This window comes from Aeromicrobium sp. 10G20-16 (assembly GCF_055809665.1).
The window spans coordinates 2,511,703-2,533,666 of record NZ_CM147919.1; the positions used below are offsets into that span (position 1 = coordinate 2,511,703).

Consider the following 21,964-nt stretch of genomic DNA (forward strand, 5'->3'; position numbering starts at 1 on the left):
CAGTCGGCCGGGGCGCGGTGCCCCGTGGCGGAAGGAGCGCGGTGAGCAGTCTCGGGAACTTTGTGTGGTCGATCGCCGACCAGCTGCGCGGGGTTTACAAGCCTCACCAGTACGGCGGCGTGATCTTGCCGTTCACGATCCTTCGGCGGCTCGACTGCATCCTCGAGCCCACGCGCGACGAGGTCCGCGCCCTCGCGCAGCAGTACGAAGGCGGTGCGCTCGACCTGCAGGTCAAGCGGGCCACGGGCCTGACGTTCCACAACGCGTCGCCGTTCGACTTCGGCCGCCTGCTGGCCGATCCCGAGGGGTTGCGCGCCAACCTGCTGGAGTACGTCAACGGCTTCTCGGCGTCGATCGACGTGTTCGAGCGGTTCGGCTTCGAGACCGAGGTGGCCAAGCTCGACGAGAAGAACCGTCTCTACCTGGTGGTCAGCAAGTTCGCCGAGGTAGACCTGCACCCCAGCGCGTTGAGCAACGCCGACATGGGTGACCTGTTTGAGGAGCTGATCCGCAAGTTCGCGGAGGCCTCCAACGAGGAGGCGGGCGAGCACTACACGCCGCGGGACGCGATCCGCCTGATGGTCGACCTGCTGTTCGCCGAGGACGCGACGAGCCTGATCGAGCCCGGTGCGGTGCGGACCATCTACGACCCCACGGCCGGCACGGGCGGCATGTTGTCGGTGGCCGAGGAGCGGTTGCTGGAGCGCAACCCCGACGCCCGCCTGCGTCTGTACGGGCAGGAGATCAACGACCAGTCGTACGCCATCTGCAAGTCCGACATGATCGCCAAGGGCCAGGACGCCACCAACATCAAGCTGGGCGACACGTTGGCCGAGGACCTGTTCTGGGACCGCCGGTTCGACTTCTGCCTCGCGAACCCGCCGTACGGCGTGGACTGGAAGGCGTCGGAGGCGGCGGTCAAGGAGGAGCGTCAGCGCACGGGCCCGGACGGCCGGTTCGGGCCGGGGCTGCCGGCGGTGTCGGACGGGCAGATGCTGTTCCTCACCCACCTGGCGGCCAAGATGCGTCCGCGGTCGGAGGGCGGCGGCCGCGCTGGCATCGTGCTCAACGGCTCGCCACTGTTCAACGGCGGGGCCGGGTCGGGACCCTCGGAGATCCGTCGCTGGCTGCTGGAGAACGACCTGGTCGAGGCGATCGTGGCGCTGCCGACCGACATGTTCTTCAACACCGGCATCGCCACCTACATCTGGCTGCTCGACAACTCCAGGGCCGAGCACCGTCGCGGCTACGTGCAGCTGATCGACGCCACCAGCTTCTGGACCAAGATGCGCAAGAGCCTCGGCTCCAAGCGCCGCGAGCTGGACGAGGCCGCCCGCACGAGAATCGTGGCCATCCACGACGCGTTCGACGACCAGCCCGATGCCGATGCGGAGTTCTCCAAGATCTTCACGGCCGCCGACTTCGGCTACTGGACCATCACCGTCGAGCGGCCGCTGCTCGACGACGACGGCAACCCGGTCACCGACCGCAAGGGCCAGCCCAAGCCGGACAGCAAGAAGCGCGACACCGAGAACGTGCCCTTCACCTACGGCGGCAACACCCTCGGAGCCGACGGCGCCGAGGCCACCATCAAGGCCTACCTGGACGCCGAGGTGCTGCCTCACGTGCCCGACGCCTGGTTTGACCCCAAAAAGACCAAGGTCGGCTACGAAATCCCGTTCACGCGCCACTTCTACACGTACGTGCCGCCGAGGCCGCTGTCCGAGATCGACGCCGACCTGGAGAAGCAGGTCGCGAAGATCCTTGAGTTGCTGCGAGGTGTGGAGGGATGACGCACCGATGGGAGCGCACTCGGCTGAAGTACGTAGCAGCCTGCAACGTCCGAACGCTGCCGGAGAACACCCCCGTCGACCAAGAGTTTGCCTACGTCGACGTCAGCAACGTGATGCAGGGGCGGATGACGATCCCATCCGAACCCATTCGTTTCGGCGAGGCACCATCTCGTGCGCGGCGCTTGGCCGAACGGGGAGACTCCGTCGTTTCCACTGTTCGGACATACCTGCGCGCCGTCGCTACCGTCCCAGCGGCGCCGGAGAACGTGGTGTTCTCCACCGCGTTCGCCGTACTGCATCCCAGCGCGGCTGTAGACGGTCGATTTTTGGCCTGGTATCTCCAGGGCGACGAGTTTGTCTCTCGGGTCGAGAGTCGCAGTGTCGGTGTGTCCTATCCGGCCATCACCAGCACAGACCTGATGACTATGGAGCTCAGGCTGCCGCCCCTCCCCGAACAACGCGCCATCGCCGACTACCTCGACCACGAGACCGCGCAGATCGACACGCTCATCGAGGATCAGCAGCGGCTTCGCGAGCTTCTCGTTGAACGTCGAGCTCAAGCCATCGCCACACTCGTCTCAAGGGGAGTCAGACCATCCCAGCGGATGAAGCCGTCAGGCCTTCTGTGGGCGCAAGAGGTCCCCGATCACTGGACGGTGGCACACCTGTCGCGGTTTGCCTCGATGAAGACGGGCCACACGCCGAGCCGTACGAATCCCGACTACTGGATCGACTGCAGTATTCCTTGGTTCACGCTCGCGGACGTCTGGCAACTCCGATCCGGGCGGACCACTCATCTCGGCGAGACGAGCGCGAGCATCAGTCAAGTTGGGCTCGACAACTCGTCTGCCGAACTACTTCCTGCCGGCACGGTAGTGCTGTCTCGAACCGCCTCGGTCGGCTACAGCGGGATCATGCCACGCCCCATGGCTACGAGTCAGGACTTCTGGAACTGGATCCCTGGCCCGCATCTCAACTCCGAGTACCTGCTGTGGGTGCTGCGTGCCATGCGGCCGGTTTTCGACTCCCTCATGGCGGGCTCGACCCACAAGACGATCTACCAAGCTGACGCTGCAGCGCTTCGGGTGCCAGTTCCCCCTCTCGACGAACAGGTCGAGATCGCAGCCAATCTCCGAGAAGCGGTGGCCAAAATCGACGCACTCGTAGACGAGACTCAGCGTTTCGTAGGCCTCTCCGTGGAGCGCCGTGCCGCACTCATCACCGCCGCCGTCACCGGCCAGATTGATGTCAAGGTTCCAGCATGACTGACGGAAGCGATGCCGCCGGCCGCGCCGATGAGATCCAGCGAGCGCTCAAGGAATCGGGCCAGTACACCGAGCGCATCCCTGCCAGCGATGAGGACGCCATCAAGGAGCTTCGGTCGCTGGGGCGGCGGGTTGCGCGAGACCTCGGGTGGAAGGCGCGAACTCTGGTGACCGACGGTGGGAATCGCAGCGACGGCATGAGTGTGGTGTGGATCGTCGTGATCGAGTCGAGCCCGCTGCATCAGCAGCTGATGGAGGTGCGAGGTCAGAACGCGATTCGGCGGGCTTTCAGATCGGGCTTCATGGAGGGCGACTACTGATGGCGCAGCACAACGAGATCGAGTTCGAGAACCTGATCTGTGAGCATCTTGCCTCCCACGGCTGGGAGTACTCACCCAACGACAGCGGCTACGACCGCGAGCGGGCGCTGTTTCCCGCCGACCTGTTCGGGTGGCTCGAGGACACTCAGCCGGATGCGCTGGCGAAGGTGGTCAACACCGACGCTGCGGACGCCGACAAGCAGCGGGGGCAGGTGCTCGACCGGCTGGTCAAGGTGCTGGACACGCCCATGGCCAACGGCGGCGGCACCCTGCACGCGCTGCGGCACGGGTTCCGGCACGTGGGCGCTGCGTTCCGGCTGTGCCAGTTCCGACCCGAGTCCACGCTCAACCCGACCACGGTCGAGGCGTATGACAGGGTGCGCCTGCGGGTGATGCGGCAGGTGCACTTCTCGACCGGCGATCAGCGGTCGGTCGACCTGGTCTTCTTCGTCAACGGGCTGCCCGTGGCCACCGCCGAGCTGAAGACCGACTTCACCCAGAGCGTCGGCGACGCGATCGCCCAGTACCGCACCACTCGGCAGCCGCAGGACCCCAAGACCCGCAAGCGGCAGCCGCTGTTCGAGTCCGGTGCGCGTGCCCTGGTGCACTTCGCGGTGTCCAACGACGAGGTGTGGATGACCACCCGCCTGCGCGGCGACGCGACACGGTTCCTGCCGTTCAACCGCGGCACCGAGTCCGGGGGAGCGGGCAACCCGCTCAACGCGAACGGCTCGGCCACCTCTTACCTGTGGGAGCGGGTGCTGCAGCGCGACGCGTGGCTGGAGATCCTCGGCCGGTTCATGTACGTCAAGACCGACCGCAGCATCGACCCCATCAGCGGCAAGCGGTCGGTCACCTCCGAGCTCCGGTTCCCGCGGTTCCACCAGTGGGAGGCGGTGACATCGCTTGTCGCGGCGGCCGCCACCGAGGGACCTGGCCACCGGTACCTCGTGCAGCACTCGGCCGGCTCGGGCAAGACCGACTCCATCGCCTGGTTGTCGCACCGGCTCGCGCGCCTGCAGGTCGACAACGCCAAGGTGTTCGACTCCGTCATCGTGGTCACCGACCGCAACGTGCTCGACGCCCAGCTGCAGGACGCCATCAAGCAGATCGACAACGACCAGGGAATCGTCGCCAGCATCGACCGCGACGCCGCCGCCCGCGAGGGCAAGGCCAAGTCGGGGCTGCTCGCCACGTCGCTGACCGACGGCAAGCTGATCATCGTCGTCACCATCCAGACGTTCCCGTTCGCGCTGGCCGAGATCCGCGCCAACGCCGGGCTCGCCGGCAAGCGCTTCGCCGTCATCGCCGACGAGGCACACTCCTCGCAGTCCGGCCAGGTCGCCGCCAAGCTCAAGCAGGTGCTCACCGCCGACGAGCTGCAGCAGCTGGAGGACGGTGGCGACATCGACGCCGAGTCCGTCCTGCTCGCCGAGGCCAGTGACCGCGCCGATGCCAGCACCATCTCGTACTTCGCGTTCACCGCCACGCCCAAGGCCAAGACGCTCGAGCTGTTCGGGCGGCCTCCGGCCGACGACCCGTCCGGGCTGCCCGAGCCGTACCACCTGTACACGATGAAGCAGGCCATCGAGGAGGGATACATCCTCGACGTCCTGCGCGGCTACCACTCCTACGAGATCGCGTTCCAGGTCGGCCAGAACGCCACCAGCGGGAGTGAAGAGGTCGACCAGGCCGAGGCCAGCAAGCAGGTCATGCGGTGGGTCAAGCTCAACCCGCAGACCATCGCGCAGAAGGCCGCCATCATGGTCGAGCACTTCCACGCCAACGTCGCCCACCTGCTCGACGGCCATGCCAAGGCCATGGTCGTCTCGGACTCGCGGAAGGCCGCCGTCCGCTACAAGCGGGCCATCGACGCCTACATCGCCGAGAAGGGATACGACTTCGGCACGCTGGTGGCGTTCTCCGGCAGTGTGCAGGACCCCGAGACCGGACCCGACGACTTCACCGAGTCGTCCATGAACCGCGACGCCCAGGGCCGCGCCGTGCACGACCTGCGCAACGCCTTCACCGGCGACGAGTACGCGTTCATGATCGTGGCCAACAAGTTCCAGACCGGCTTCGACCAGCCGCTGCTGTGCGCCATGTACGTCGACCGGCTGCTGTCCGGCGTCACTGCGGTGCAGACCCTGTCGCGCCTCAACCGCACCTACGTCACCCCGGACGGGGAGCCCAAGACCGCACAGATGACCCAGGTGCTGGACTTCGTCAACGACCCCGAGCAGATCCGCGAGTCGTTCGAGCCCTACTTCGTAGGCGCCTACCTCGAGACCGCCACCGACCCGAACCTGGTGCACGACATCGCGGCCAAGCTGGACACCGCCGCCATCTACACGCCCGAGGACGTCCGGCTGTGCGCCGAGGCGTTCGTCAAGAACCAGCACGGCCGCATCGACGCCGCGGTCGCGCCGGGGCAGCGTGAGTTTGCCCGCCGCTGGACCGACGCCCTGGCCGCCGACGACCGCACCGAGCTGGACACGCTGACCATGTTCCGCCGCGACGTCGCGTCGTTCGTCAACGTCTACGCGTTCATGAGCCAGATCATCGACTACGGCAGCGTCGAGCTCGAGCAGCTGCACATCTACCTGTCGCTGCTGCAGCGGCGCATCCAGCCCGACACCTTCAGCACCGAGATCGACCTGACCGATCTCGAGCTGCGAGCCGTCAAGCAGGTCGACCGCGGCCCTGCCGACATCAAGCTCATCGACCCGCAGGGCTTGGTCGGCATGACGGCGGCGGGTTCGGCCGAGCAGCGCGATCCCACCATGGTCGCCTTCGCCCAGGTGCTGGAGCGTCTGAACGACCTGTTCGGCGACCAGCTCACCGACGCGCAGGCGCGCTCGTACACCGAGGGGACGGCGCGCACGATGCTGGAGAACGAGGCACTCGTGCAGCAGGCGCGGGTCAACTCGCCGGCCCAGTTCGCCGAGTCGCCGGACTTCGAGGAAGCGCTGCAGAGTGCGGTCGCCGACAACCAGGGCGCCCACAACCTGCTGGCCGACTACCTGTTCTCCGACACTCCCGGCCGGGCCCAGCTCGTCGTCGAGATGGCGGAGCTGTTCTACCGGATGGCCACCGCCGAACGCTGAGCCGGCAGTGCCTAGTCTGTCTGCGACATCGACGGAAGGGGTCGATCGTGTGCTTCTCGCCCGAGGCCGACATGGTGGCCGGAGTCGTGCTGCTGCCGGTGGGGGTCGCGTCCCTGCGCGAGGTGCGGCACGTCCGCGAGGTTCCGTTCGCGGCGTTGCCCCTGTTGTTCGCCCTGCACCAGCTGGTCGAGTCGCTGGTCTGGTTCGGCGACTCCGGCACGGTGTCGACCTGCACGGCCGAGGCCGCGACCACGGCCTACGTCCTGTTCGCGCTGCCGGTGCTGCCCCTTCTCCTGCCGCTCGCGGTCCTGCTGCTGGAGCCGAGAGGCGCCCGCCTGCGCGTCGCGCCGTTCGTGGTGCTCGGGGCGGTCGTCTCGGCCGTGATGGCGGTGGCGGTGCTCGACGGTCCGATCAGTGTCCGGGTGGAGGCCCACGCCATCGTCTACGGCGTCGGACTGCCCGACGCCCCGCTCTGGACGGCTCTGTACGTCGTGGCCGTGATCGGCCCGTCGGTGCTGTCGGGCTACCGGTCGATCGTGTGGTTCGGCGTCCTCAACCTGGTCGGGCTGACGGTGGTGGGCCTGCTGTACCTGTCGGCGTTCGCCTCGCTGTGGTGCGTGTTCGCGGCGGCCAGCTCGGTGCTCGTGCTGGTGCACATGCGGCTGCGACGACGACTGCCCGACCCGCACCGTCTGCGCGCCGAACCCCTGGTGCGCAGCTGAGCGCACCCGGCGGGTTCAGCCCACCGGGACCCGCTCCGGCTCGCGCTGCGGAACGGGGGAGCGGTCGATGATCAGCCCCAGCACGCTGGCGAGCGCCGCCGACACCGCGCAGATCACGAACAGGATGCGGTACGCGCCCAATGAGGCGATCTCTGCCGGGCCGAGGGCGATGGTGACCGAGGCCAGGATGCTGCCGCCGACCGCGCTGGCCAGGGTGCTGCCGAGGGCGCGGGCGAGGGTGTTGATGCCGTTCGCGGCGCCGAGCGCGTGGGCGGGCGAGTGCGCGTTGATCAGGGTGGGCAGCGTGGCGTACCCGATGCCGGTGCCGGCGCCGACGATCGTGGCGCCGAGCACGATCTGCCACAGGTCGTCGACCAGGAAGATCCGGACGACCAGGCCCGCTGCGACGATGAGACCCGCGACGGCGAGCACCTTGCCGCCTCCCCAGACGCCGGCGATGCGAGCGGCGAAGGGGGACAGCAGCAGCATCAGGATGCCACTGGGCAGCAGGGTGAGGCCGGCGGTCAGCACGGTGGCGTCGAACCCGTAGCCGGTGGCCTCAGGAGCCTGGACGTAGTTCGCGGTGCCGACGAAGCTCGCGAACAGCGCGAAGCCGAAGAACACGCTCGCGATGTTGGTCATCGCGACCGGGGGATTGCGCAGGGCGGTCAGGTCGACGAGCGGCGTGCGGGTCCGGGACTCGACGAGCACCAGCACCCCGAGCAGGATCGGCGAGGCGACCAGCAGGCCGACGACCCGCAGCGATCCCCAGCCCCACGCCCCACCCTGGGACAGGGGCAGCACCAGCGCGACGATGCCGGCGGCCAGCAGCACGATGCCAGGCAGGTCCACCCTCTGGTTCTTCTCGGTGCCGGGCTCGCCGACGAGCGTGGCGACCAGGACCAGACTGACGGCGGCGCCGATCGCCCCGATCCAGTACAGGGCGTGGTAGTCGGCGTTGTCGGCCACCAGGCCCGCGAGCGGCAGACCCAGGGCGCCGCCGACGCCGAGCATGGCGCTGACGAGGCCCACGGCCGAGCTCTTGCGCTCGGCCGGAAGCACTGCCGACAGCAGGCTGATGCCCAGCGGGATGGCCGCGGAGGACAGCCCGGCGATGGCGCGTCCGGTGATCATGATGGTCGGGTTGGAGGTGAGGGCGGCCATCAGCGAGCCGGCGACGAGCGCGCCGAGCGCGATCAGCAGCACGAGTCGGCGGCCGACGATGTCGGCGACACGGCCGAGGATCGGCACCGAGACCGCGCCCACGAGGAGGGTCGAGGTGAGCAGCCACTGCGCCTGCGTGGGCGAGGCGCCGATGTCGGCGGCGATGTCGGGGATGACCGGCAGCACGAGGGTCTGGCTCAGTGCGGCCATCAGGGCGCCGAGGCCGACGGCCACGATCTCGGCGTTGGCCCGCAGCCTCGACGGCGTGTGCGTCGGGTCGATCGGCGACGTCGCGGCGTCGGTTGACATGCCACCTCCGGTAAGTAATCGTTTGTTTACTCACGGTAGCAACCATGTCGTTGCGCTGTCCAACCAAGTGACGCGCCTCGCGAAGGAGGCGGCCCATGACCGCGACAAGACGCTCGAGGACCCATGTCCCGCACCGTCGCGACGCGGCTGCGACGCGGCAACGGCTCCTGGAGGCCGCCCGTCGACGCTTCGGTGTGCTCGGCCTCGACGGCACCACCACTCGCGACATCGCCGCCGACGCGGGGGTGAACGTGTCGCTGATCAGCCGGTACTTCGGCTCCAAGGACGGGCTCTACCAAGCGGTCCTCGCCGAGTCGGCCGCCGTCATCGACCCGGCCGTGGGCGACGCCGAGATCGATCGTGGCCAGCTGGTCGACCGACTGCTCGACAGCCTGCGCTCCGGCTCGTGGCCCGAGTACGGCGACGAGCACCCGCTGATGCTGATGCTGCGCGACACCGGCGCCGACCCGGCGATCGACACGCTCCGCCGCACCTCCATGCTCGGCTGGATCACGTCGGTCGGCCAACGGCTCCGGGCTGGTGACGATGCCGACGACCGCGGAGACGACGAGGTGATCGACGTCGTGCGGGCCGAGCTGACCACAGCGCTGCTCACCGGTGTCGTGGTCCTGCACGCCCTCGTGGGCGACGACCTGGCGCTCGCCGGGGACGAGGCGGTCCTGCGCCGCGAGCTCACCCGGATCATCGACCGGCTGGCCGACGGCTGAGCTCGAGCCGCGTCGAGCGGACCTGGGTCAGCGGACGGTGACGGCGGCCTCGACCGCCTTGGCCACCGCTGCCATGCCCTCGGCGTCGGGGTGCAGGCTGGCGCCTCCGCCGAGGGTCTGTGGGGCGATGCCGTTGGTCCACGGGTCGCTGGAGCAGGCGTCGTGGCCCTCGGACGGGCCGTTCATCGACACGTAGGTGGCGCCGGCGTCCGCTGCCGCCTTCGACAGCATGGTGTCGATCGCCTTCTCGCCCTGCGAGACGCCCTTGGTGTCCAGGGCGTCGCCTCCGAGCTGGGCGCACCCGGCGCCGGTCGGGGCCACTCGCAGGTATCCGACGAGGATCACCTCGGCCTTCGGCGCCTTCTGCTGGATCGCCGTGAGGGTCGTCTCGACGTTCTTCTGGGTCCTGTCCAGCACGCTGGGCAGCTTGTCGTTCAGGTAGTCGGCGCAGGCGGTGCCCTGCTCGGTGCAGGCCTTCGACAGGAACGAGAAGAGTCCGTCGTCGTTGCCGCCGATGCCGATGGTGACCAGCTGGGTGTCCGCGCTGAGCGCGTCGAGCTGCGCCGGGACCGGGGCGCCCTCGTCGCCGATGGGGGCAGACTCCAGCACGTTCGTGGTGGTGGCGCCCGAGCAGCTGACGTCGGTGAACGAGGAGGCGTCGATCGCCTTGGCGACCAGCTGCGGGTAGTTGCGCAGCGACCGGTCACAGACCCCGGAGTCGCCGTCGGTCTGGGCCAGCTCGGGCCCGGCGGAGTACGAGTCGCCCATCGCGACGTACCTCGGGCCCGACGGCGCCGGAGCTCCTCGTCGGAGGAACCGGAACCGCAGCCGGCCGTGATCAGGAGAGCGGCCAGGGCGACGAGAGCAGATCGGATGCGCATCTGCGCAATGTACGACTGCTGGTGGGTCACCACGATGCGGCCTCGTCGCCACACCGTTCCGTGGGTGGGCCCGTGGCGTGCCCGGTCGGCCGGTGTCGCAGGGCGTGGCCGGGGTCGTGCTGACGGTCGAGGGCCGTGCGCCTCGGTGTGGGTCGATCGCTGCTTGACACGCTCCTGCTGTTGACTGAAGATATATTCAGTTACGAATGGAGATTCACATGACGGCGGTCCACGACGTCCACGAGCACCTGCACCACGAGTCCGGTGCGTTGCCGGGGGAGCACACGGGTCGGCATCGCGACCCCGTGATCAAGGTGCACGACATCGCCTGGCTCGAGTTCGAGAAGCCCGACCTCGCCGCGGCCGAGGTGTTCGCCCACGCGTTCGGCTTCACCACCTCGAGCCGGACGGCCAGCGAGCTGACGCTGCGCGGATCCGACGCCGGGCCGCCGTGCGTCATCATCCGCAAGAGCCCCGACCGCCGCTCGCGGTTCGTCGGACCGGCGTTCCGCGCCGCCGACCCGGCCGACCTGCTGCGCCTGGCGGAGGCGACCGACGCGAGCGTGCAGAGGCTGCCCGAGCACCTCGGCGGCCTCACGGTCGACGTGCGGGAGCCCGCTGGCGCCCGGGTGCGGGTGGTCGCCGACGTCGACGACCTGCCGGAGCTTGCGGCTCCGCCCACCCAGGAGGTCAACGTCGGTCACCAGGTGAACCGGGTCAACGACACGGTCAGGCCGTTGCGCCGCCCGGCCGCGGTCCAGCGGCTCGGGCACGTGGTGCTGCAGTCGAACCGCTACCGCGCCTCGCTGGACTGGTACCTCGAGCACCTCGGCATGATCGTGAGCGACTTCCTGTACTTTCCCGGTCAGCGCGACCGCGGACCGGCCATGAGCTTCATCCGGTGCGACCAGGGCGCCGTCCCGACCGACCACCACACGCTCGCGATGACCCTCGGTCCCCGCAACCGCTACGTCCACTCGGCGTACCAGGTCGCCGACCTCGATGCCCTCGCCGCCGGTGGTGAGCACCTGGCGGACCGTGGCTACGACCGCTCGTGGGGGATCGGCCGCCACATCCAGGGCAGCCAGATCTTCGACTACTGGCGCGACCCGGACGGCTTCCTCGTCGAGCACTTCACCGACGGCGACCTCTTCGACTCCTCGCTCGAGCCGGGCTGGGGCGAGATGACGGCCTCCAACCTGGCCCAGTGGGGCCCGCCCGCGACCGCCGACTTCCTCGGCATCGCTCCGGGACGCGAGTCCCTGCACGAAGTCCTGTCCATGATCGCCTCCGTGCGAGGCGGTACCGAGTTCGATCTCGACCGCCTCCGAGGCCTGCTGAAGGTGGCCCGCTCATGACCCTGTCCGTCCTCCGAACCGCCGACCGCTGGTGGCTCCAGCGTCCCGATGGTGCCGTGCCGATCGACACGGCCGCCGCCACCACCGGCGAGCTGGTGGCCGACCGCGACGCGGTCCTCGCCGCTCGGACCTCCACGGCGGCGCCGATCCCCGTCGCCGACCTCGAGCTGCAGTCCCCGGTGACCGCGCCGTGTCGCGTCGTGGCGCAGATGACCAACTTCGCGTCGCACGCCGCCGACTCCGGCTTCGACCCGGCCAGCGTGCCGATGGCGTTCTTTCGCAAGGCATCCGGATCGATCAGCGGACCCCACGACTACATCGTCAGGCCGGCCCACGTGCGCCTGCTCGACTACGAGGTGGAGATCGGACTGGTCATCGGTCGCGACGTCCCGGTCGGGTCCACCCTCGCCGAGGCCGACCTGCAGGACGTCGTCGCCGGTCTGGTCATCACCAACGACGTCTCGGCACGCGACCTGCAGCTGCCCAAGACCCAGTTCTACGAGGGCAAGTCGTACCCGACCTTCACCCCGGTCGGACCCGCGCTCGTCCTGCTGGAGCCCGGCGATCTCGAGCGCTTCGACGACCTGGTGCTGCGGCTGTGGGTGAACGGCGAGATCCGTCAGGACATGTCGGTGACCGACATGATCTACCGTCCCTTGGCCTCGCTCCGCGCGCTCACCGGCTTCCAGCGGCTCGAGCCGGGAGACCTGCTGATGACCGGCACGCCGGTGGGCACCGCCCTGAGTGCACCGCCCAAGCCGATCGAGATCATCGGGCACCTGCTGCCGCCTGCGGTGAAGTGGAAGTCGTTCTTCGGTCGTCAGGCCAAGAACCCCAAGTACCTGCAGGACGGCGACCTGGTCGAGGTGGCGGTGGCCACGCCGGACGGCGCGATCGACCTCGGCGTCCAGCGCACGTCGGTCCGATGGGCGCGGTGACTGGTCGGTCCGCGGCGCCGCTGCCGGTGGTGGTCGTCGGAGCGGGCCCGACCGGCGCGTCGGCGGCCATCGCGCTGGGACAGGCGGGAGTCGAGTGCCTGGTGCTCGATCGCTGGGACGACGTCTATCCCCAGCCGCGGGCGGTGCACCTCGACGACGAGGTGCACCGCATCCTGGCGCGCCTCGGCGTCGCCGACGACTTCGCCCGCATCTCACGGCCCGGTGGCGGGCTCCGGCTGGTGGACCGCCGCCACCGTGTGCTCGGCGAGTTCGGGCGCGAGGGGCTGTCCGAGCTGCACGGGTCGGCCGCGCGCGAACATGTTCGACCAGCCCGAGCTGGAGCACGTGCTGCGGCGCCGTCTGGCCCAGCTCGACACCGTCACCCTGCGCGGTGGCGTCGAGGTGGTCGACGTCCAGGTCCTGTCGCCCACGCGCGCCTCGGTGCGGTGGGTCGACACGAAGTCCGGTGAGTCCGAGACGATCGAGTGTGCCTTCGTGCTCGGCTGCGACGGCGCCAACAGCCTCGTCCGTGACCGCATCGGTGCGGTCATGGAGCCGCTGGGTTTCGAGCAGCGCTGGATGGTGATCGACGTCGTGACCGACGTGGACCTGCAGCAGTGGGACGGCGTCCACCAGGTGTGCGACACCCGTCGTGCGGCCACGTTCATGCGCATCGGCGAGCAGCGTTACCGGTGGGAGTTCCGACTGCTCGACGGCGAGAGCGCGGCCGACTTCGCCACGATCGACCGGCTGCTGCCGCTGCTGCGCCCGTGGACCGCCACCACGCCGGGGGACCGGCTCGAGCTGGTGCGCGTCACCGACTACGTCTTCCGTGCCGCCGTCGCCGACCGGTGGCGTGACGGACCGGTCTTCCTGCTCGGTGACGCCTGCCACCTGACGCCGCCGTTCATCGGTCAGGGTCTGGGGGCCGGCGTTCGTGACGCGGCGAACCTGGCCTGGAAGATCGACGGCGTGCTGCGGGGGAGCCTGGCCCCGACGGCCCTCGACACGTACCAGCAGGAGCGCGCCCCGCACGCCCGCGACCTGATCGTCGTGGCCCGGAGCATGGGTCGGGCCATGACGTCCGGCGGGCGATTCGGTGACGCCGCTCGCCGGGTGCTGCTCCCCGGACTCTCGCTGCTGCCCGCCGTCCGTTCGGCCGTCACCGACAGCGTCACGCCGCCGCTGACCTCTTCGAGCCTGGTCCGCGCACGTCGCGGCGACCCGCTCGCAGGCGCACTGGTCCCCGACCTGCTGGACGACGATCGTCGGCTCGACGAGATCGCCGCCGGCCGGTGGTGCCTGGCCTCCCTGGACCCCCTGTCCCCGAGCGACGTCGAGCAGCTGCACGAGCTGGCGGTGGTCGTCCTCGATCGGGTGCACGACTCCGCCGTCGGACGCTGGCTCGACGACGCCGGATCCCGGGCGGCCCTGGTGCGACCGGACGGTACGGTGCTGGCATCGGGCCGAGACGTCAGGGCGCTGGTCGCGGCCGCCGCTGGGATCCTTGCGCCGTGCGGAGGGTCGACGTGACGGAGGGCGTGGTGATGGCCGAGCAGCCGCAGAACCGGTTCGATCGTCGCAAGGCACGCACGCGTCAAGCCTTGATCGAGGCGGCGCAACGGCTGCTGTCCGAGGGGCGCACGTCCGCTGCGGTCCAGGAGGTCACGGCTGCCGCCGACGTCGGCATCGGCACGTTCTACAACCACTTCTCGACCAAGGACGAGCTGTTCGACGCGGCCGTCGTCGCAGCGGTCGAGCAGGTCGGCGCCTTCTTCGACGAGGTCGCGGGCGAGCTGGACGATCCGGCCGAGGTGTTCGCCCGCAGCTTCCGGCTGCTCGGCCGGCTGCACCGTCTGGAGCCGCAGCTGAGCAAGGTGCTGCTGGGCTCGGCGCAGGTCCAGCGGGCCGACGTGGGGTTCATGCCACGGGTGGTTCGCGACCTCGAGGCGGGACGGTCGGCCGGGAGGTTCGTGATCGACGACGTCGACGCGGCGTTGATCGTCATCAGCGGCGCGGCGCTGACCCTCGGTGAACGTCTGCACCGCGACCCCGACCTGGACGACGCCGCCACCACCGATCGCGTCACCCGTCACGTGCTCCAGGGACTCGGCCTGTCAGCCGACGACGCCCTCGACGTCTGCTCCCGGCCGCTGTAGTCGCGCGGCCCTGATCGGGTGCCGTCGCCTTGGCCTCAGCGGACCGGATCACCCCAGTGCGCGGAGTCCCGCAGCTGGCCCTTGAGCAGCTTGCCGCCGGCGTTGCGTGGCAACGGCTCCTCCCGGAGCTGGACGTACTGGGGGACCTTGAAGTCGGCGATCCGGTCTCGACAGTGCGCGAGCACGTCGTCCACGTCGATCTCGGCTCCGTCGGCGAAGAGCACCGCGCCCACCTTCTCGCCCATGACCTCGTCGGGCACGGCGATGACCGCGGCGTCGGCGACGCCCGGAGCGCCGAGCAGGGCAGCCTCCACCTCGAGGCTCGAGATGTTCTCGCCGCCGCGGATGATGATGTCCTTGCTGCGATCGATGATGTGCACGCGGCCCGCCTCGTCGACCCGGACGATGTCGCCGGAGTGCAGCCAGCCGCCGGCGAAGGTCTGCGCGTTGGCCTCGGGCCGGTTCCAGTACCCAGCTGTCACGTTCGCTCCCCGCGCGACGAGCTCGCCCACCGTCGGGTCGGCGTCGTCGAGCGGGATCACGCCGAGATCGACCGAGGGGACCGCGTAACCGATGGAGTCGGCGTGATCGACGGCGTCCTCGTGGGGGAGGACGGTCATCAGCGAGGCCGACTCCGACATGCCGTACCCGTTGAAGACCCGGGCGCCGGGGAAGCCTTCCTGGATCGTCGCTACCAGCGCTGGTGCGATCGGCGCTCCGCCGTAGCCGACCCAGCGCACACCGGAGACGTCCGTCTGGGCGAACTGCGGATTGCGCAGGATCAGGGCGTAGATCGCCGGGACCGAGACCATGAAGGTGATCTGCTCGGCCACCAGCGCCTCGAGCAGTCGGGCCTGGTCGAAGGCGGGCAGGATCACCGACGTCCCACCGACGTGCACCGCCGCGAGCAGCTGGGTGTTGCAGCCCGTGACGTGGAAGAGTGGCACCGAGATCAGCGTGCGCATGGCCGGCCCGGAGTCCTCGGGGATGCCGATGGTGCGCGACACGTTGACCGCGTTGGTCAAGAAGGCGGCGTGCGTCGTCGGCACGGCCTTGGGGTGACCGGTGGTGCCCGAGGTGTAGAAGAACGCCGCGACGTCATCGAGGCCGAGCTGGTCGTCGACGAAGCTCTCACCGTCCGGAAGGTCCGACTCCGCGGTCAGGTCCAGCGACACCCCGGCGTCGTCGAGCATGAACCGGGTCTCCGACTCCGACGATCGCGTGTTGGTCGCCACCACGATGCCTCCGGCCATGAGCGTTCCCCAGAACGAGAGCACCCAGCTGGTTCCCGCGGGGTGGCGCACGGCGACGCGGTCCCCCCGCTCGATCCCGCGGTCTCGCAGCCCACCGGCCACCCGTGAGGCTCGGTCCCAGAGCTCGCGGTACGTCATCCGGTCGCCGCCGACCTCCACGACGGCCTCGGTGTCAGGGGAGTGGTCGACCCGGGACTTCAGGAGAGCGACCAGGGACGGAGCGAGTGACTCGTACCGGGGAGCGTTCTCGTCGGTCGTCACCCCTTGGCGATCGAAGGGGTTGTGCGTCCGATCGATGGGGATGATCGTGCTCATCGGGGGTCCTCTCGTCTACGACGGCAGCGCGGTGTCCCTTCAGTGAAGCCGTGGCAGCGCCCGGGGTCTCGCGCACGGGCGCACTGCTGTGTCGTGATCGCGCACAGGGTGCGAACGGCGCCGCCCGTTGAGCAGGGGGCCGCTCGTGAGTGATGAGACGCGCATCACATCGGTTGCTAGCATCCGCCCCAGGAGGTGGCGATGTACGAGCGCACCACGCTGACGGCGCACCACGCGGTCCCGGAGTCCATGGACGCCTGGCGCGACTGGTGCTCGGGCATCCACGGAAACCTCGACGTCACCCTCGACACCCAAACCTTCCGAGGACTGACCACGCGCCAGCGAACCGCGACCTACGAGCTGGTCGACTGGCGCAGCGGGGCCGAAGTGGTCCAGAGGTCGGGCCGCGACATCAAGGGCGACGAGAGGGGCCACTACGAGGTCCTCGTCCCGTTGTCCGGCGACATGCACGTGCTGGGTGACGAGTCGGGCCGGCGTCTGGGGCCGGGGACCGTGGCGTTGCTGCCGATCGACACCCCGTTTCGCCTCGTGCACGATCGCGACGCCTCCGCCGTCACCCTGATCGTCCCGGCCCAGCGGGTGCACGATCGCCTGCCGGGTCCCGAGGGAGGGTTGCCGATGCAGGTCCTCAGCGGCATGGGTCTCGCCCGTGTGGGCCGGGATCTCGTCGTCAGCCTCATGGAGTCCAGCGACGACCTGACGGCGAGCGAGTTCGACCTGGTGTGCGACCGGGCCCTGGATCTTCTCGGGCTCGCCATCGCGGGCTCGGCCCTGGTTCCGATGGACACCGGATCCGACGCCGTCCTGGAGGCGGTCCGGCGACACATCCGCGACCACGCGACGGACCCCGACCTGTCGGTCACGTCCATGGCAGCGGCCATCAACTGGTCGCCGCGATACATCCAGGCCGTCCTGGCGCGCAGCGGCATGACGGCGAGCGACCTGATCCGTACCGAGCGTCTCGAGCTCGCACGAAGCCGCCTCATGACCCCCGCCTTCGCGGGACACAACATCGCGGCGGTGGGCGCCTCCGTCGGCTTCGGTTCGCCCAGCGCCTTCGCAGCCGCCTTCCGGCGACACTTCGGCGTCACGCCGCGAGAGGTGCGCGCCGAGCAGCACGACGCCTGATCCCGGTCCGGCGGGCTCGGTTCGATCCGTCTCCGTGACGTGTGCGCGTCCACGACAGTCCTCTGCGCGCCAGCACGAGACGATCCGCCGGAGTTCCGGTTCGCTGGACGCAGGCCGTTCTGAAGGGATCGGCCCTCGACCGTGGCGAGAGCGACGGTCGAGTGTTCCCCGGCTCCCCGTGGCATCGGCGGCGCCCCAGCGAAAGGCACGCGACCATGACCGCGAACGACTTCACCACGATCGTCACCGACCAGTCCTTCACCGAGGGCCCGCGCTGGCACGACGGCCGACTCTGGTTCTCCGACTTCTACACGAACCGCGTCATGTCGGTCCTCGAGGACGGGAGCGACCTGCGGCTCGAGGCCGAGGTCCCCGGCCAGCCGTCCGGTCTCGGGTGGTTGCCCGACGGCCGGCTGCTCATCGCCTCGCAGCACGACCAGCTGGTGGTGCGGCGCGAGCCCGGCGGCACCCTCGTGACCCACGCCGACCTGTCCGCCCATCTGGACCACCACGTCAACGACATGGTGGTCGACGAGCAGGGCCGCGCCTACGTCGGCAACTTCGGGTTCGACCTGATGGGCGGTGGGTCGGTCACCTCGACGAACCTGTTCCTGGTCGACGTCGACGGCTCCGTCACCGAGGTGGCCGACGACCTCTGGTTCCCGAACGGGATGGTGATCACGGCGGATCGTCGACTCCTCGTGGACGAGTCGTTCGGCAACCGGGTCACCTCCTTCGAGATCGCCGACGACGGCACGCTCACCAACCGCACCACCTGGGCCGAGTTCGGTCCGGCTCCGGTCGAGGACGCCCTCGAGCCCGCGATGGCTCGCCTGGTGATCGCACCGGACGGCTGCGCCCTGGACGGCGAGGGCAACCTCTGGGTGGCCGACGCCATCGGCGGGCGTGTCGTGCAGGTCGCCGAGGGAGGCGCCATCCTGCGCGAGATCCGCACCCCCTCGGGAGTCTTCGCCTGCGCCCTGGGAGGGGACGACGGCCAGACGCTGTTCCTCTGCTCCGCCCCGGACTTCTCCGAGGCGAACCGCAGGCCGGTGCGGGAGGCCGAGATCCTCACCACTCGCCTCGTGCCGTGAGCGACCTCATGGCGAGCAGCGTGCCCCCAAGGTCCGAGGTCGAGTGGGCCCCGTGGGACTCGAACCCACAACCCGCGGATTAAAAGACCCGGGCACTCCGTCATCGGGGGTGATCGGTCGTGATCGTCCGTCCTCGAACCGCTGAAATTCCGGCTCGATCATGCTCCGCCGTGCTCGCTGGTGGCGCCGGTTCATCGCGGGTCTGTGACCATCTCGTGACCAACGGAAGCGTGCCGAGCCGGGCGGGCCCGGGGGCTATTGACTTCGCGCATACCTTCCAGCATGCTTTCAGGCATGACTTCCAGCATAGAAGCGAGACAGTGATATGACCCCCGCCAAGGTGCTAGAGAATCGCGTCAGGCGCGTCGCCGAACGCCGCGGGCTCAAGGCGGTCAAGTCCCGGCGCCGGGACCCCCGCTCCACCGACTACGCCACCTATGAACTAGTCCACCAGTCCGGTGAGGTTGAGGTCGCCGGCCTGAGCCTTGCCGGCGTTGCCGACTACCTAGACATCCTCGACGTGCTCGACAGGTCCGCGGAGACGGCCGAAGCGGATTTCGCCGCACTGATCGAGAAGTTCAATCTGCTCGACGCAAGTAACGAGCTCGATGATCTGTTCAAGAAGTTGCGCGAGGAGGATCGACCCGAGATCGCATTGACGCTCGGGCACGCCCTCGTTGCGTTCATCAATCGGTTTGGCCGGAGGTAGGGGAGGACGATGAGCAATTCGACAACGTGTAGTAGATGTGGCCGCCTTGCACCCGACCAGTCCAGTGAGGCGTTTCTCGGGTGGGAGGCTGGGGCCGACGGAACAACGCTGATTTGTCCGGGCTGCATGACCGGTGAGGAGCTGACCGGCATGGCCGACGATTTCGACGCAGCTGGCGACCAGGCCCAGGCCTACAACGAAGCCGAGTTCTTGGCCATCAAGCTCCTCCGAATCGCCGTCGCAGAGGACTCCGCCGCCCCTCAGACGCAACGGATCGTTGACGAGGTCATGGAGATGCAGTCACGCCGTGAGAGCAGCGGGGTGATCGCTCTCGTCGTCGCAATGGTCCGACAGTACGGGGTAGCCATCGAAGTGCTCGCCCACGCCCAGAGTCGCAAGGTCGAAGAAGTGATCGACGCGTTCGAGAGTCACAAGCTCGAGCAGATCGACCAAGACGAGGAGGGCTGGCCCGAGGACTGAACCACAAGCGGCCCCGCCGCGTGCGCCAACACGACGACGGGGCCTTGATCCGATCACCTTGCAACGAAGGGAACCGAACCCATGAATGACCGTAGAACACCAGTCAGCCAGAACGACCCGCAGGACCAGTACGCCCACCGGACGATGAGCGCCGCTACCGCGTGCCCACACGGCACGACGTGGTGCACCGAACACGACGACGATGTCGATCAGTGCGTCTCGCAGTCCGTCGACCTGCAGGGCGGCAAGATCAGCCTGTGGCTGGTCGCCGAGATCCCCGGGGTCGAACCGGTGATCGCGGTCGACGCGGCGGGCGTGTTGCGACTCGACCAGGTGGCCGGCTTCCGCGATGCCCTCACCCACCTGCAGGCGTCAGCGCAGGCGGGGGCGGCACGATGACGACGGGGGCGGCGACGCGCGACTATGAGGACTGGATGCTCGGTCAGGGGCTGAGCCCCTGCACGATCGAGCAGCGCGTCGAGTTCGAAGCCTGGCGACGGCGCGAGTGGGGCACCTGGGACCTGCCGGCGCCCACGCTCGCGACGTGGCTCGCCGGCTACTCGGGCTGGACTCGCCTGACCTACCACGCGCACCTGTCCTCGGTGTACCGCTGGCTGATGGAGTCCGACCAGCTCGAGCGGAACCCGATGGCGACGATCAGGCGGCCGCCGAAGCCGTCCTCGTCCCCTCACCCGCTCACGCCCGACGAGGTCGCCGCGGTGCTCGACGGCGCGGACGAGACTGTCCGTGGATGGATGCTCCTGGCCCTCCTCGCGGGTCTGCGTGCGCACGAGGTCGCGAAGTTCCGAGGCGAGGACATCGACGCGCAGTCGATCCGTGTGATCGGGAAGGGTGGGAAAGCGGCGACGATTCCGGCGCATCCGTTGCTGTGGGACCTTGCGCAGCGGCGCCCGCGACGTGGGCTGTGGTTCCCGTCGCCGCGGAGGCCCGGGATGCCGTTCGGCACCGGGTACGTGTCGCAGCGAGTCGCCGACCGGTTCCGCGACGTTGGAATCGCGCAGGGGTCGATCCACCGGTTGAGGGCCACTTACGGGACGGGGCTGGTCAGGGCGGGGGTGAACATTCGCCTGGTGCAGACGCTGATGCGGCACTCGTCGCTCGAGACGACCGAGAGGTATCTCGGCGTCAACGAGGACGAGCGAACAGCCGCGATCGGGCTGCTGGGGGTGTAGCTGCTGGGCCTGCACCCGCTGCTGGTGTGGGGTGAGGACTGGATTCGCATGCTGCACGAGTATGACCGGCGGCCGGCCAAGCCGCGGCGCGAGCAGCTCGCATAGCTGGTGATCGTCGCTCGCGAGGGCCCCTCGGCAGGCATCTGCCGAGGGGCCCTTGCACGTGCGTCGCGTCGCCTCGGGGTGCTGCGAACCGGCCTAGGTCTATCGTCGAATGATGTTCTGCACGGCGGTGGAAGGTCCGAATGACCTGACGTTCCTGGGACTGGACGGCTCCCAGTGGGCGATCGTGGCGTACGCCGCGACGGCCGGAACATTCTTGGTCGCGCTCGTTGCCGCTTTCGTTGCCCTGCGGCAACTCTGGCTCGGCCGCGCGACGCGGCTGGACCAGACTCGGCCCTACGTGATGGTCAGCGTCGAGAGGGGCGAGACGTGGTTCCAGCTCCTCGACATCGTCATCGAGAACGTCGGGAACGGTCCGGCCCACGATGTGCGAATCTCGGTGACCCCGTCGCTTGATCGAGCGGTCGCCGACCCGGACGAACCCTCGCTCTCGAACACCAGGCTCTTCACCGAGCCGATGCCGCTCATGCCTCCGAAGTACAGGCTCAGGGTGTTCTTCGACGACATCCGCACGAGGTCCGCAGAGCCTGGCAAGTGGCCAGATCGCTTCACCTTCCAAATCGCCTACAACGATGGTCACGGGAACAAGTTCGACGAGACGATCGTCCAAGATCTCGGCCTCTTGAACGATCAACAGTTCATCATGGTCAAGGGCATCCACGACATCGCCACTAGCCTCGAGGCCCTGACCAAGGTGGTGAAGAAGTCCCCGCTCATCAACGACTCAACGCTCGATGTTGCCGTCGAAGACCGCGAGGTTCGCGCTGCTCGCCTCGCCAGTGAGTCCAAGGCCCGGCGCGAGCTGATGAGGGAGCGCCGAGAAGCGCTCAGCCGCGCGCGTGAGACGCCCAAGGACGACCCAGGCAGCCCCACCTAGACGGCTGCCGCCCCCGCTGGGGCATCG

The 21,964-nt window shown here is 68.9% G+C and carries 20 protein-coding genes and 1 pseudogene; 18 read left to right on the top strand and 3 right to left on the bottom strand.

The genetic code is table 11. The features are described from left to right. Nucleotides 1–41: 41 nt before the first annotated feature. Genes AC0L5F_RS12790 through AC0L5F_RS12810 form a run of 5 tightly spaced genes read left to right on the top strand, consistent with a single transcriptional unit; the run spans nt 42 to nt 7,207 of the window. On the top strand, nt 42–1,793 hold the full coding sequence (locus AC0L5F_RS12790; protein WP_473313776.1) for a type I restriction-modification system subunit M: 1,752 nt from the start codon (nt 42–44) through the stop codon (nt 1,791–1,793). After that, a complete protein-coding gene (locus AC0L5F_RS12795) occupies nt 1,790–3,058 on the top strand; it encodes a restriction endonuclease subunit S (RefSeq protein ID WP_473313777.1) in 1,269 nt (422 codons plus the stop codon). Before AC0L5F_RS12790 ends, AC0L5F_RS12795 begins: the two co-directional genes overlap by 4 nt. Then, a complete protein-coding gene (locus tag AC0L5F_RS12800; RefSeq protein WP_473313778.1) occupies nt 3,055–3,378 on the top strand; it encodes a hypothetical protein in 324 nt (107 codons plus the stop codon). Before AC0L5F_RS12795 ends, AC0L5F_RS12800 begins: the two co-directional genes overlap by 4 nt. Continuing rightward, nucleotides 3,378–6,485 (top strand): type I restriction endonuclease subunit R, encoded by a 3,108-nt coding sequence (locus tag AC0L5F_RS12805; protein WP_473313780.1) that lies wholly within the window; start codon nt 3,378–3,380, stop codon nt 6,483–6,485. The genes AC0L5F_RS12800 and AC0L5F_RS12805 overlap by 1 nt, the downstream gene beginning before the upstream one ends. A 47-nt stretch (nt 6,486–6,532) precedes the next feature. Continuing rightward, nucleotides 6,533–7,207, top strand: coding sequence for a DUF6629 family protein (locus tag AC0L5F_RS12810; RefSeq protein WP_473313782.1), 675 nt, complete (start codon nt 6,533–6,535; stop codon nt 7,205–7,207). A 15-nt stretch (nt 7,208–7,222) separates the two neighbouring features. Here the strand turns inward: AC0L5F_RS12810 and AC0L5F_RS12815 are convergent, their stop codons facing one another. Further along, nucleotides 7,223–8,680, bottom strand: coding sequence for an MFS transporter (locus AC0L5F_RS12815; RefSeq protein ID WP_473313783.1), 1,458 nt, complete (start codon nt 8,678–8,680; stop codon nt 7,223–7,225). Between the two features lie 95 nt (nt 8,681–8,775). Here AC0L5F_RS12815 and AC0L5F_RS12820 point away from each other — a divergent pair, with 95 nt between their 5' ends. Beyond that, entirely contained in the window at nt 8,776–9,408 is a 633-nt protein-coding gene (locus tag AC0L5F_RS12820) for a TetR/AcrR family transcriptional regulator (protein ID WP_473313784.1), read from the top strand. A 27-nt stretch (nt 9,409–9,435) separates the two neighbouring features. Here the strand turns inward: AC0L5F_RS12820 and AC0L5F_RS12825 are convergent, their stop codons facing one another. Further along, nucleotides 9,436–10,176, bottom strand: coding sequence for an SGNH/GDSL hydrolase family protein (locus tag AC0L5F_RS12825; RefSeq protein ID WP_473313785.1), 741 nt, complete (start codon nt 10,174–10,176; stop codon nt 9,436–9,438). 331 nt (nt 10,177–10,507) lie between these two features. Here AC0L5F_RS12825 and AC0L5F_RS12830 point away from each other — a divergent pair, with 331 nt between their 5' ends. From AC0L5F_RS12830 to AC0L5F_RS12850, 5 genes and pseudogenes are all read left to right on the top strand, one after another. Then, a complete protein-coding gene (locus AC0L5F_RS12830; RefSeq protein WP_473313786.1) occupies nt 10,508–11,647 on the top strand; it encodes a VOC family protein in 1,140 nt (379 codons plus the stop codon). Further along, on the top strand, nt 11,644–12,585 hold the full coding sequence (locus tag AC0L5F_RS12835; protein WP_473313787.1) for a fumarylacetoacetate hydrolase family protein: 942 nt from the start codon (nt 11,644–11,646) through the stop codon (nt 12,583–12,585). The genes AC0L5F_RS12830 and AC0L5F_RS12835 overlap by 4 nt, the downstream gene beginning before the upstream one ends. Next, nucleotides 12,573–12,746 (top strand): annotated as a pseudogene (locus tag AC0L5F_RS12840) (FAD-dependent monooxygenase); the annotation flags it as partial. The gene AC0L5F_RS12835 and the pseudogene AC0L5F_RS12840, both read left to right, overlap by 13 nt. 157 nt (nt 12,747–12,903) lie before the next feature. Then, a complete protein-coding gene (locus AC0L5F_RS12845) occupies nt 12,904–14,118 on the top strand; it encodes a bifunctional 3-(3-hydroxy-phenyl)propionate/3-hydroxycinnamic acid hydroxylase (RefSeq protein WP_473313788.1) in 1,215 nt (404 codons plus the stop codon). After that, nucleotides 14,115–14,744: a TetR/AcrR family transcriptional regulator gene (locus AC0L5F_RS12850; protein WP_473313789.1), complete on the top strand. Its 630-nt coding sequence runs from the start codon at nt 14,115–14,117 to the stop codon at nt 14,742–14,744. The genes AC0L5F_RS12845 and AC0L5F_RS12850 overlap by 4 nt, the downstream gene beginning before the upstream one ends. 35 nt (nt 14,745–14,779) lie before the next feature. Here the strand turns inward: AC0L5F_RS12850 and AC0L5F_RS12855 are convergent, their stop codons facing one another. Next, entirely contained in the window at nt 14,780–16,312 is a 1,533-nt protein-coding gene (locus AC0L5F_RS12855) for a class I adenylate-forming enzyme family protein (protein WP_473313790.1), read from the bottom strand. A 201-nt stretch (nt 16,313–16,513) separates the two neighbouring features. Here AC0L5F_RS12855 and AC0L5F_RS12860 point away from each other — a divergent pair, with 201 nt between their 5' ends. The 7 genes from AC0L5F_RS12860 to AC0L5F_RS12890 all read left to right on the top strand — a co-directional run bounded on the left by AC0L5F_RS12860 (nt 16,514) and on the right by AC0L5F_RS12890 (nt 21,937). Beyond that, nucleotides 16,514–17,461, top strand: a complete 948-nt coding sequence (locus AC0L5F_RS12860) for a helix-turn-helix domain-containing protein (RefSeq protein WP_473313791.1) — start codon at nt 16,514–16,516, stop codon at nt 17,459–17,461. A gap of 215 nt (nt 17,462–17,676) precedes the next feature. Beyond that, the gene (locus AC0L5F_RS12865) at nt 17,677–18,555 is read left to right on the top strand and encodes an SMP-30/gluconolactonase/LRE family protein (protein WP_473313792.1); all 879 of its coding nucleotides are present in this window, start codon (nt 17,677–17,679) and stop codon (nt 18,553–18,555) included. 325 nt (nt 18,556–18,880) lie between these two features. After that, nucleotides 18,881–19,264: a hypothetical protein gene (locus tag AC0L5F_RS12870; RefSeq protein WP_473313793.1), complete on the top strand. Its 384-nt coding sequence runs from the start codon at nt 18,881–18,883 to the stop codon at nt 19,262–19,264. Between the two features lie 9 nt (nt 19,265–19,273). Then, complete coding sequence (locus AC0L5F_RS12875; RefSeq protein WP_473313794.1) at nt 19,274–19,744, top strand: hypothetical protein; 471 nt, start codon at nt 19,274–19,276, stop codon at nt 19,742–19,744. An 81-nt stretch (nt 19,745–19,825) separates the two neighbouring features. Then, nucleotides 19,826–20,143, top strand: a complete 318-nt coding sequence (locus AC0L5F_RS12880) for a hypothetical protein (protein ID WP_473313796.1) — start codon at nt 19,826–19,828, stop codon at nt 20,141–20,143. Nucleotides 20,144–20,178: 35 nt separating this feature from the next. After that, nucleotides 20,179–20,937: a tyrosine-type recombinase/integrase gene (locus tag AC0L5F_RS12885; RefSeq protein WP_473313797.1), complete on the top strand. Its 759-nt coding sequence runs from the start codon at nt 20,179–20,181 to the stop codon at nt 20,935–20,937. Nucleotides 20,938–21,151: 214 nt separating this feature from the next. Continuing rightward, nucleotides 21,152–21,937: a hypothetical protein gene (locus AC0L5F_RS12890; protein ID WP_473313799.1), complete on the top strand. Its 786-nt coding sequence runs from the start codon at nt 21,152–21,154 to the stop codon at nt 21,935–21,937. The last annotated feature ends 27 nt before the right edge of the window (nt 21,938–21,964 follow it).

Excerpts from the sequence above, each read along its gene's own strand:
- AC0L5F_RS12870 (WP_473313793.1), top strand. The coding sequence starts at position 18,881 with ATGACCCCCGCCAAGGTGCTAGAGAATCGCGTCAGGCGCGTCGCCGAA.
- AC0L5F_RS12855 (WP_473313790.1), bottom strand. The coding sequence starts at position 16,312 with ATGAGCACGATCATCCCCATCGATCGGACGCACAACCCCTTCGATCGC.
- AC0L5F_RS12820 (WP_473313784.1), top strand. The coding sequence starts at position 8,776 with ATGACCGCGACAAGACGCTCGAGGACCCATGTCCCGCACCGTCGCGAC.
- AC0L5F_RS12890 (WP_473313799.1), top strand. The coding sequence starts at position 21,152 with ATGATGTTCTGCACGGCGGTGGAAGGTCCGAATGACCTGACGTTCCTG.
- AC0L5F_RS12815 (WP_473313783.1), bottom strand. The coding sequence starts at position 8,680 with ATGTCAACCGACGCCGCGACGTCGCCGATCGACCCGACGCACACGCCG.
- AC0L5F_RS12830 (WP_473313786.1), top strand. The coding sequence starts at position 10,508 with ATGACGGCGGTCCACGACGTCCACGAGCACCTGCACCACGAGTCCGGT.
- AC0L5F_RS12825 (WP_473313785.1), bottom strand. The coding sequence starts at position 10,176 with ATGGGCGACTCGTACTCCGCCGGGCCCGAGCTGGCCCAGACCGACGGC.
- AC0L5F_RS12845 (WP_473313788.1), top strand. The coding sequence starts at position 12,904 with ATGTTCGACCAGCCCGAGCTGGAGCACGTGCTGCGGCGCCGTCTGGCC.
- AC0L5F_RS12800 (WP_473313778.1), top strand. The coding sequence starts at position 3,055 with ATGACTGACGGAAGCGATGCCGCCGGCCGCGCCGATGAGATCCAGCGA.
- AC0L5F_RS12805 (WP_473313780.1), top strand. The coding sequence starts at position 3,378 with ATGGCGCAGCACAACGAGATCGAGTTCGAGAACCTGATCTGTGAGCAT.
- AC0L5F_RS12795 (WP_473313777.1), top strand. The coding sequence starts at position 1,790 with ATGACGCACCGATGGGAGCGCACTCGGCTGAAGTACGTAGCAGCCTGC.
- AC0L5F_RS12875 (WP_473313794.1), top strand. The coding sequence starts at position 19,274 with ATGAGCAATTCGACAACGTGTAGTAGATGTGGCCGCCTTGCACCCGAC.
- AC0L5F_RS12860 (WP_473313791.1), top strand. The coding sequence starts at position 16,514 with ATGTACGAGCGCACCACGCTGACGGCGCACCACGCGGTCCCGGAGTCC.
- AC0L5F_RS12865 (WP_473313792.1), top strand. The coding sequence starts at position 17,677 with ATGACCGCGAACGACTTCACCACGATCGTCACCGACCAGTCCTTCACC.
- AC0L5F_RS12880 (WP_473313796.1), top strand. The coding sequence starts at position 19,826 with ATGAATGACCGTAGAACACCAGTCAGCCAGAACGACCCGCAGGACCAG.
- AC0L5F_RS12835 (WP_473313787.1), top strand. The coding sequence starts at position 11,644 with ATGACCCTGTCCGTCCTCCGAACCGCCGACCGCTGGTGGCTCCAGCGT.
- AC0L5F_RS12885 (WP_473313797.1), top strand. The coding sequence starts at position 20,179 with ATGCTCGGTCAGGGGCTGAGCCCCTGCACGATCGAGCAGCGCGTCGAG.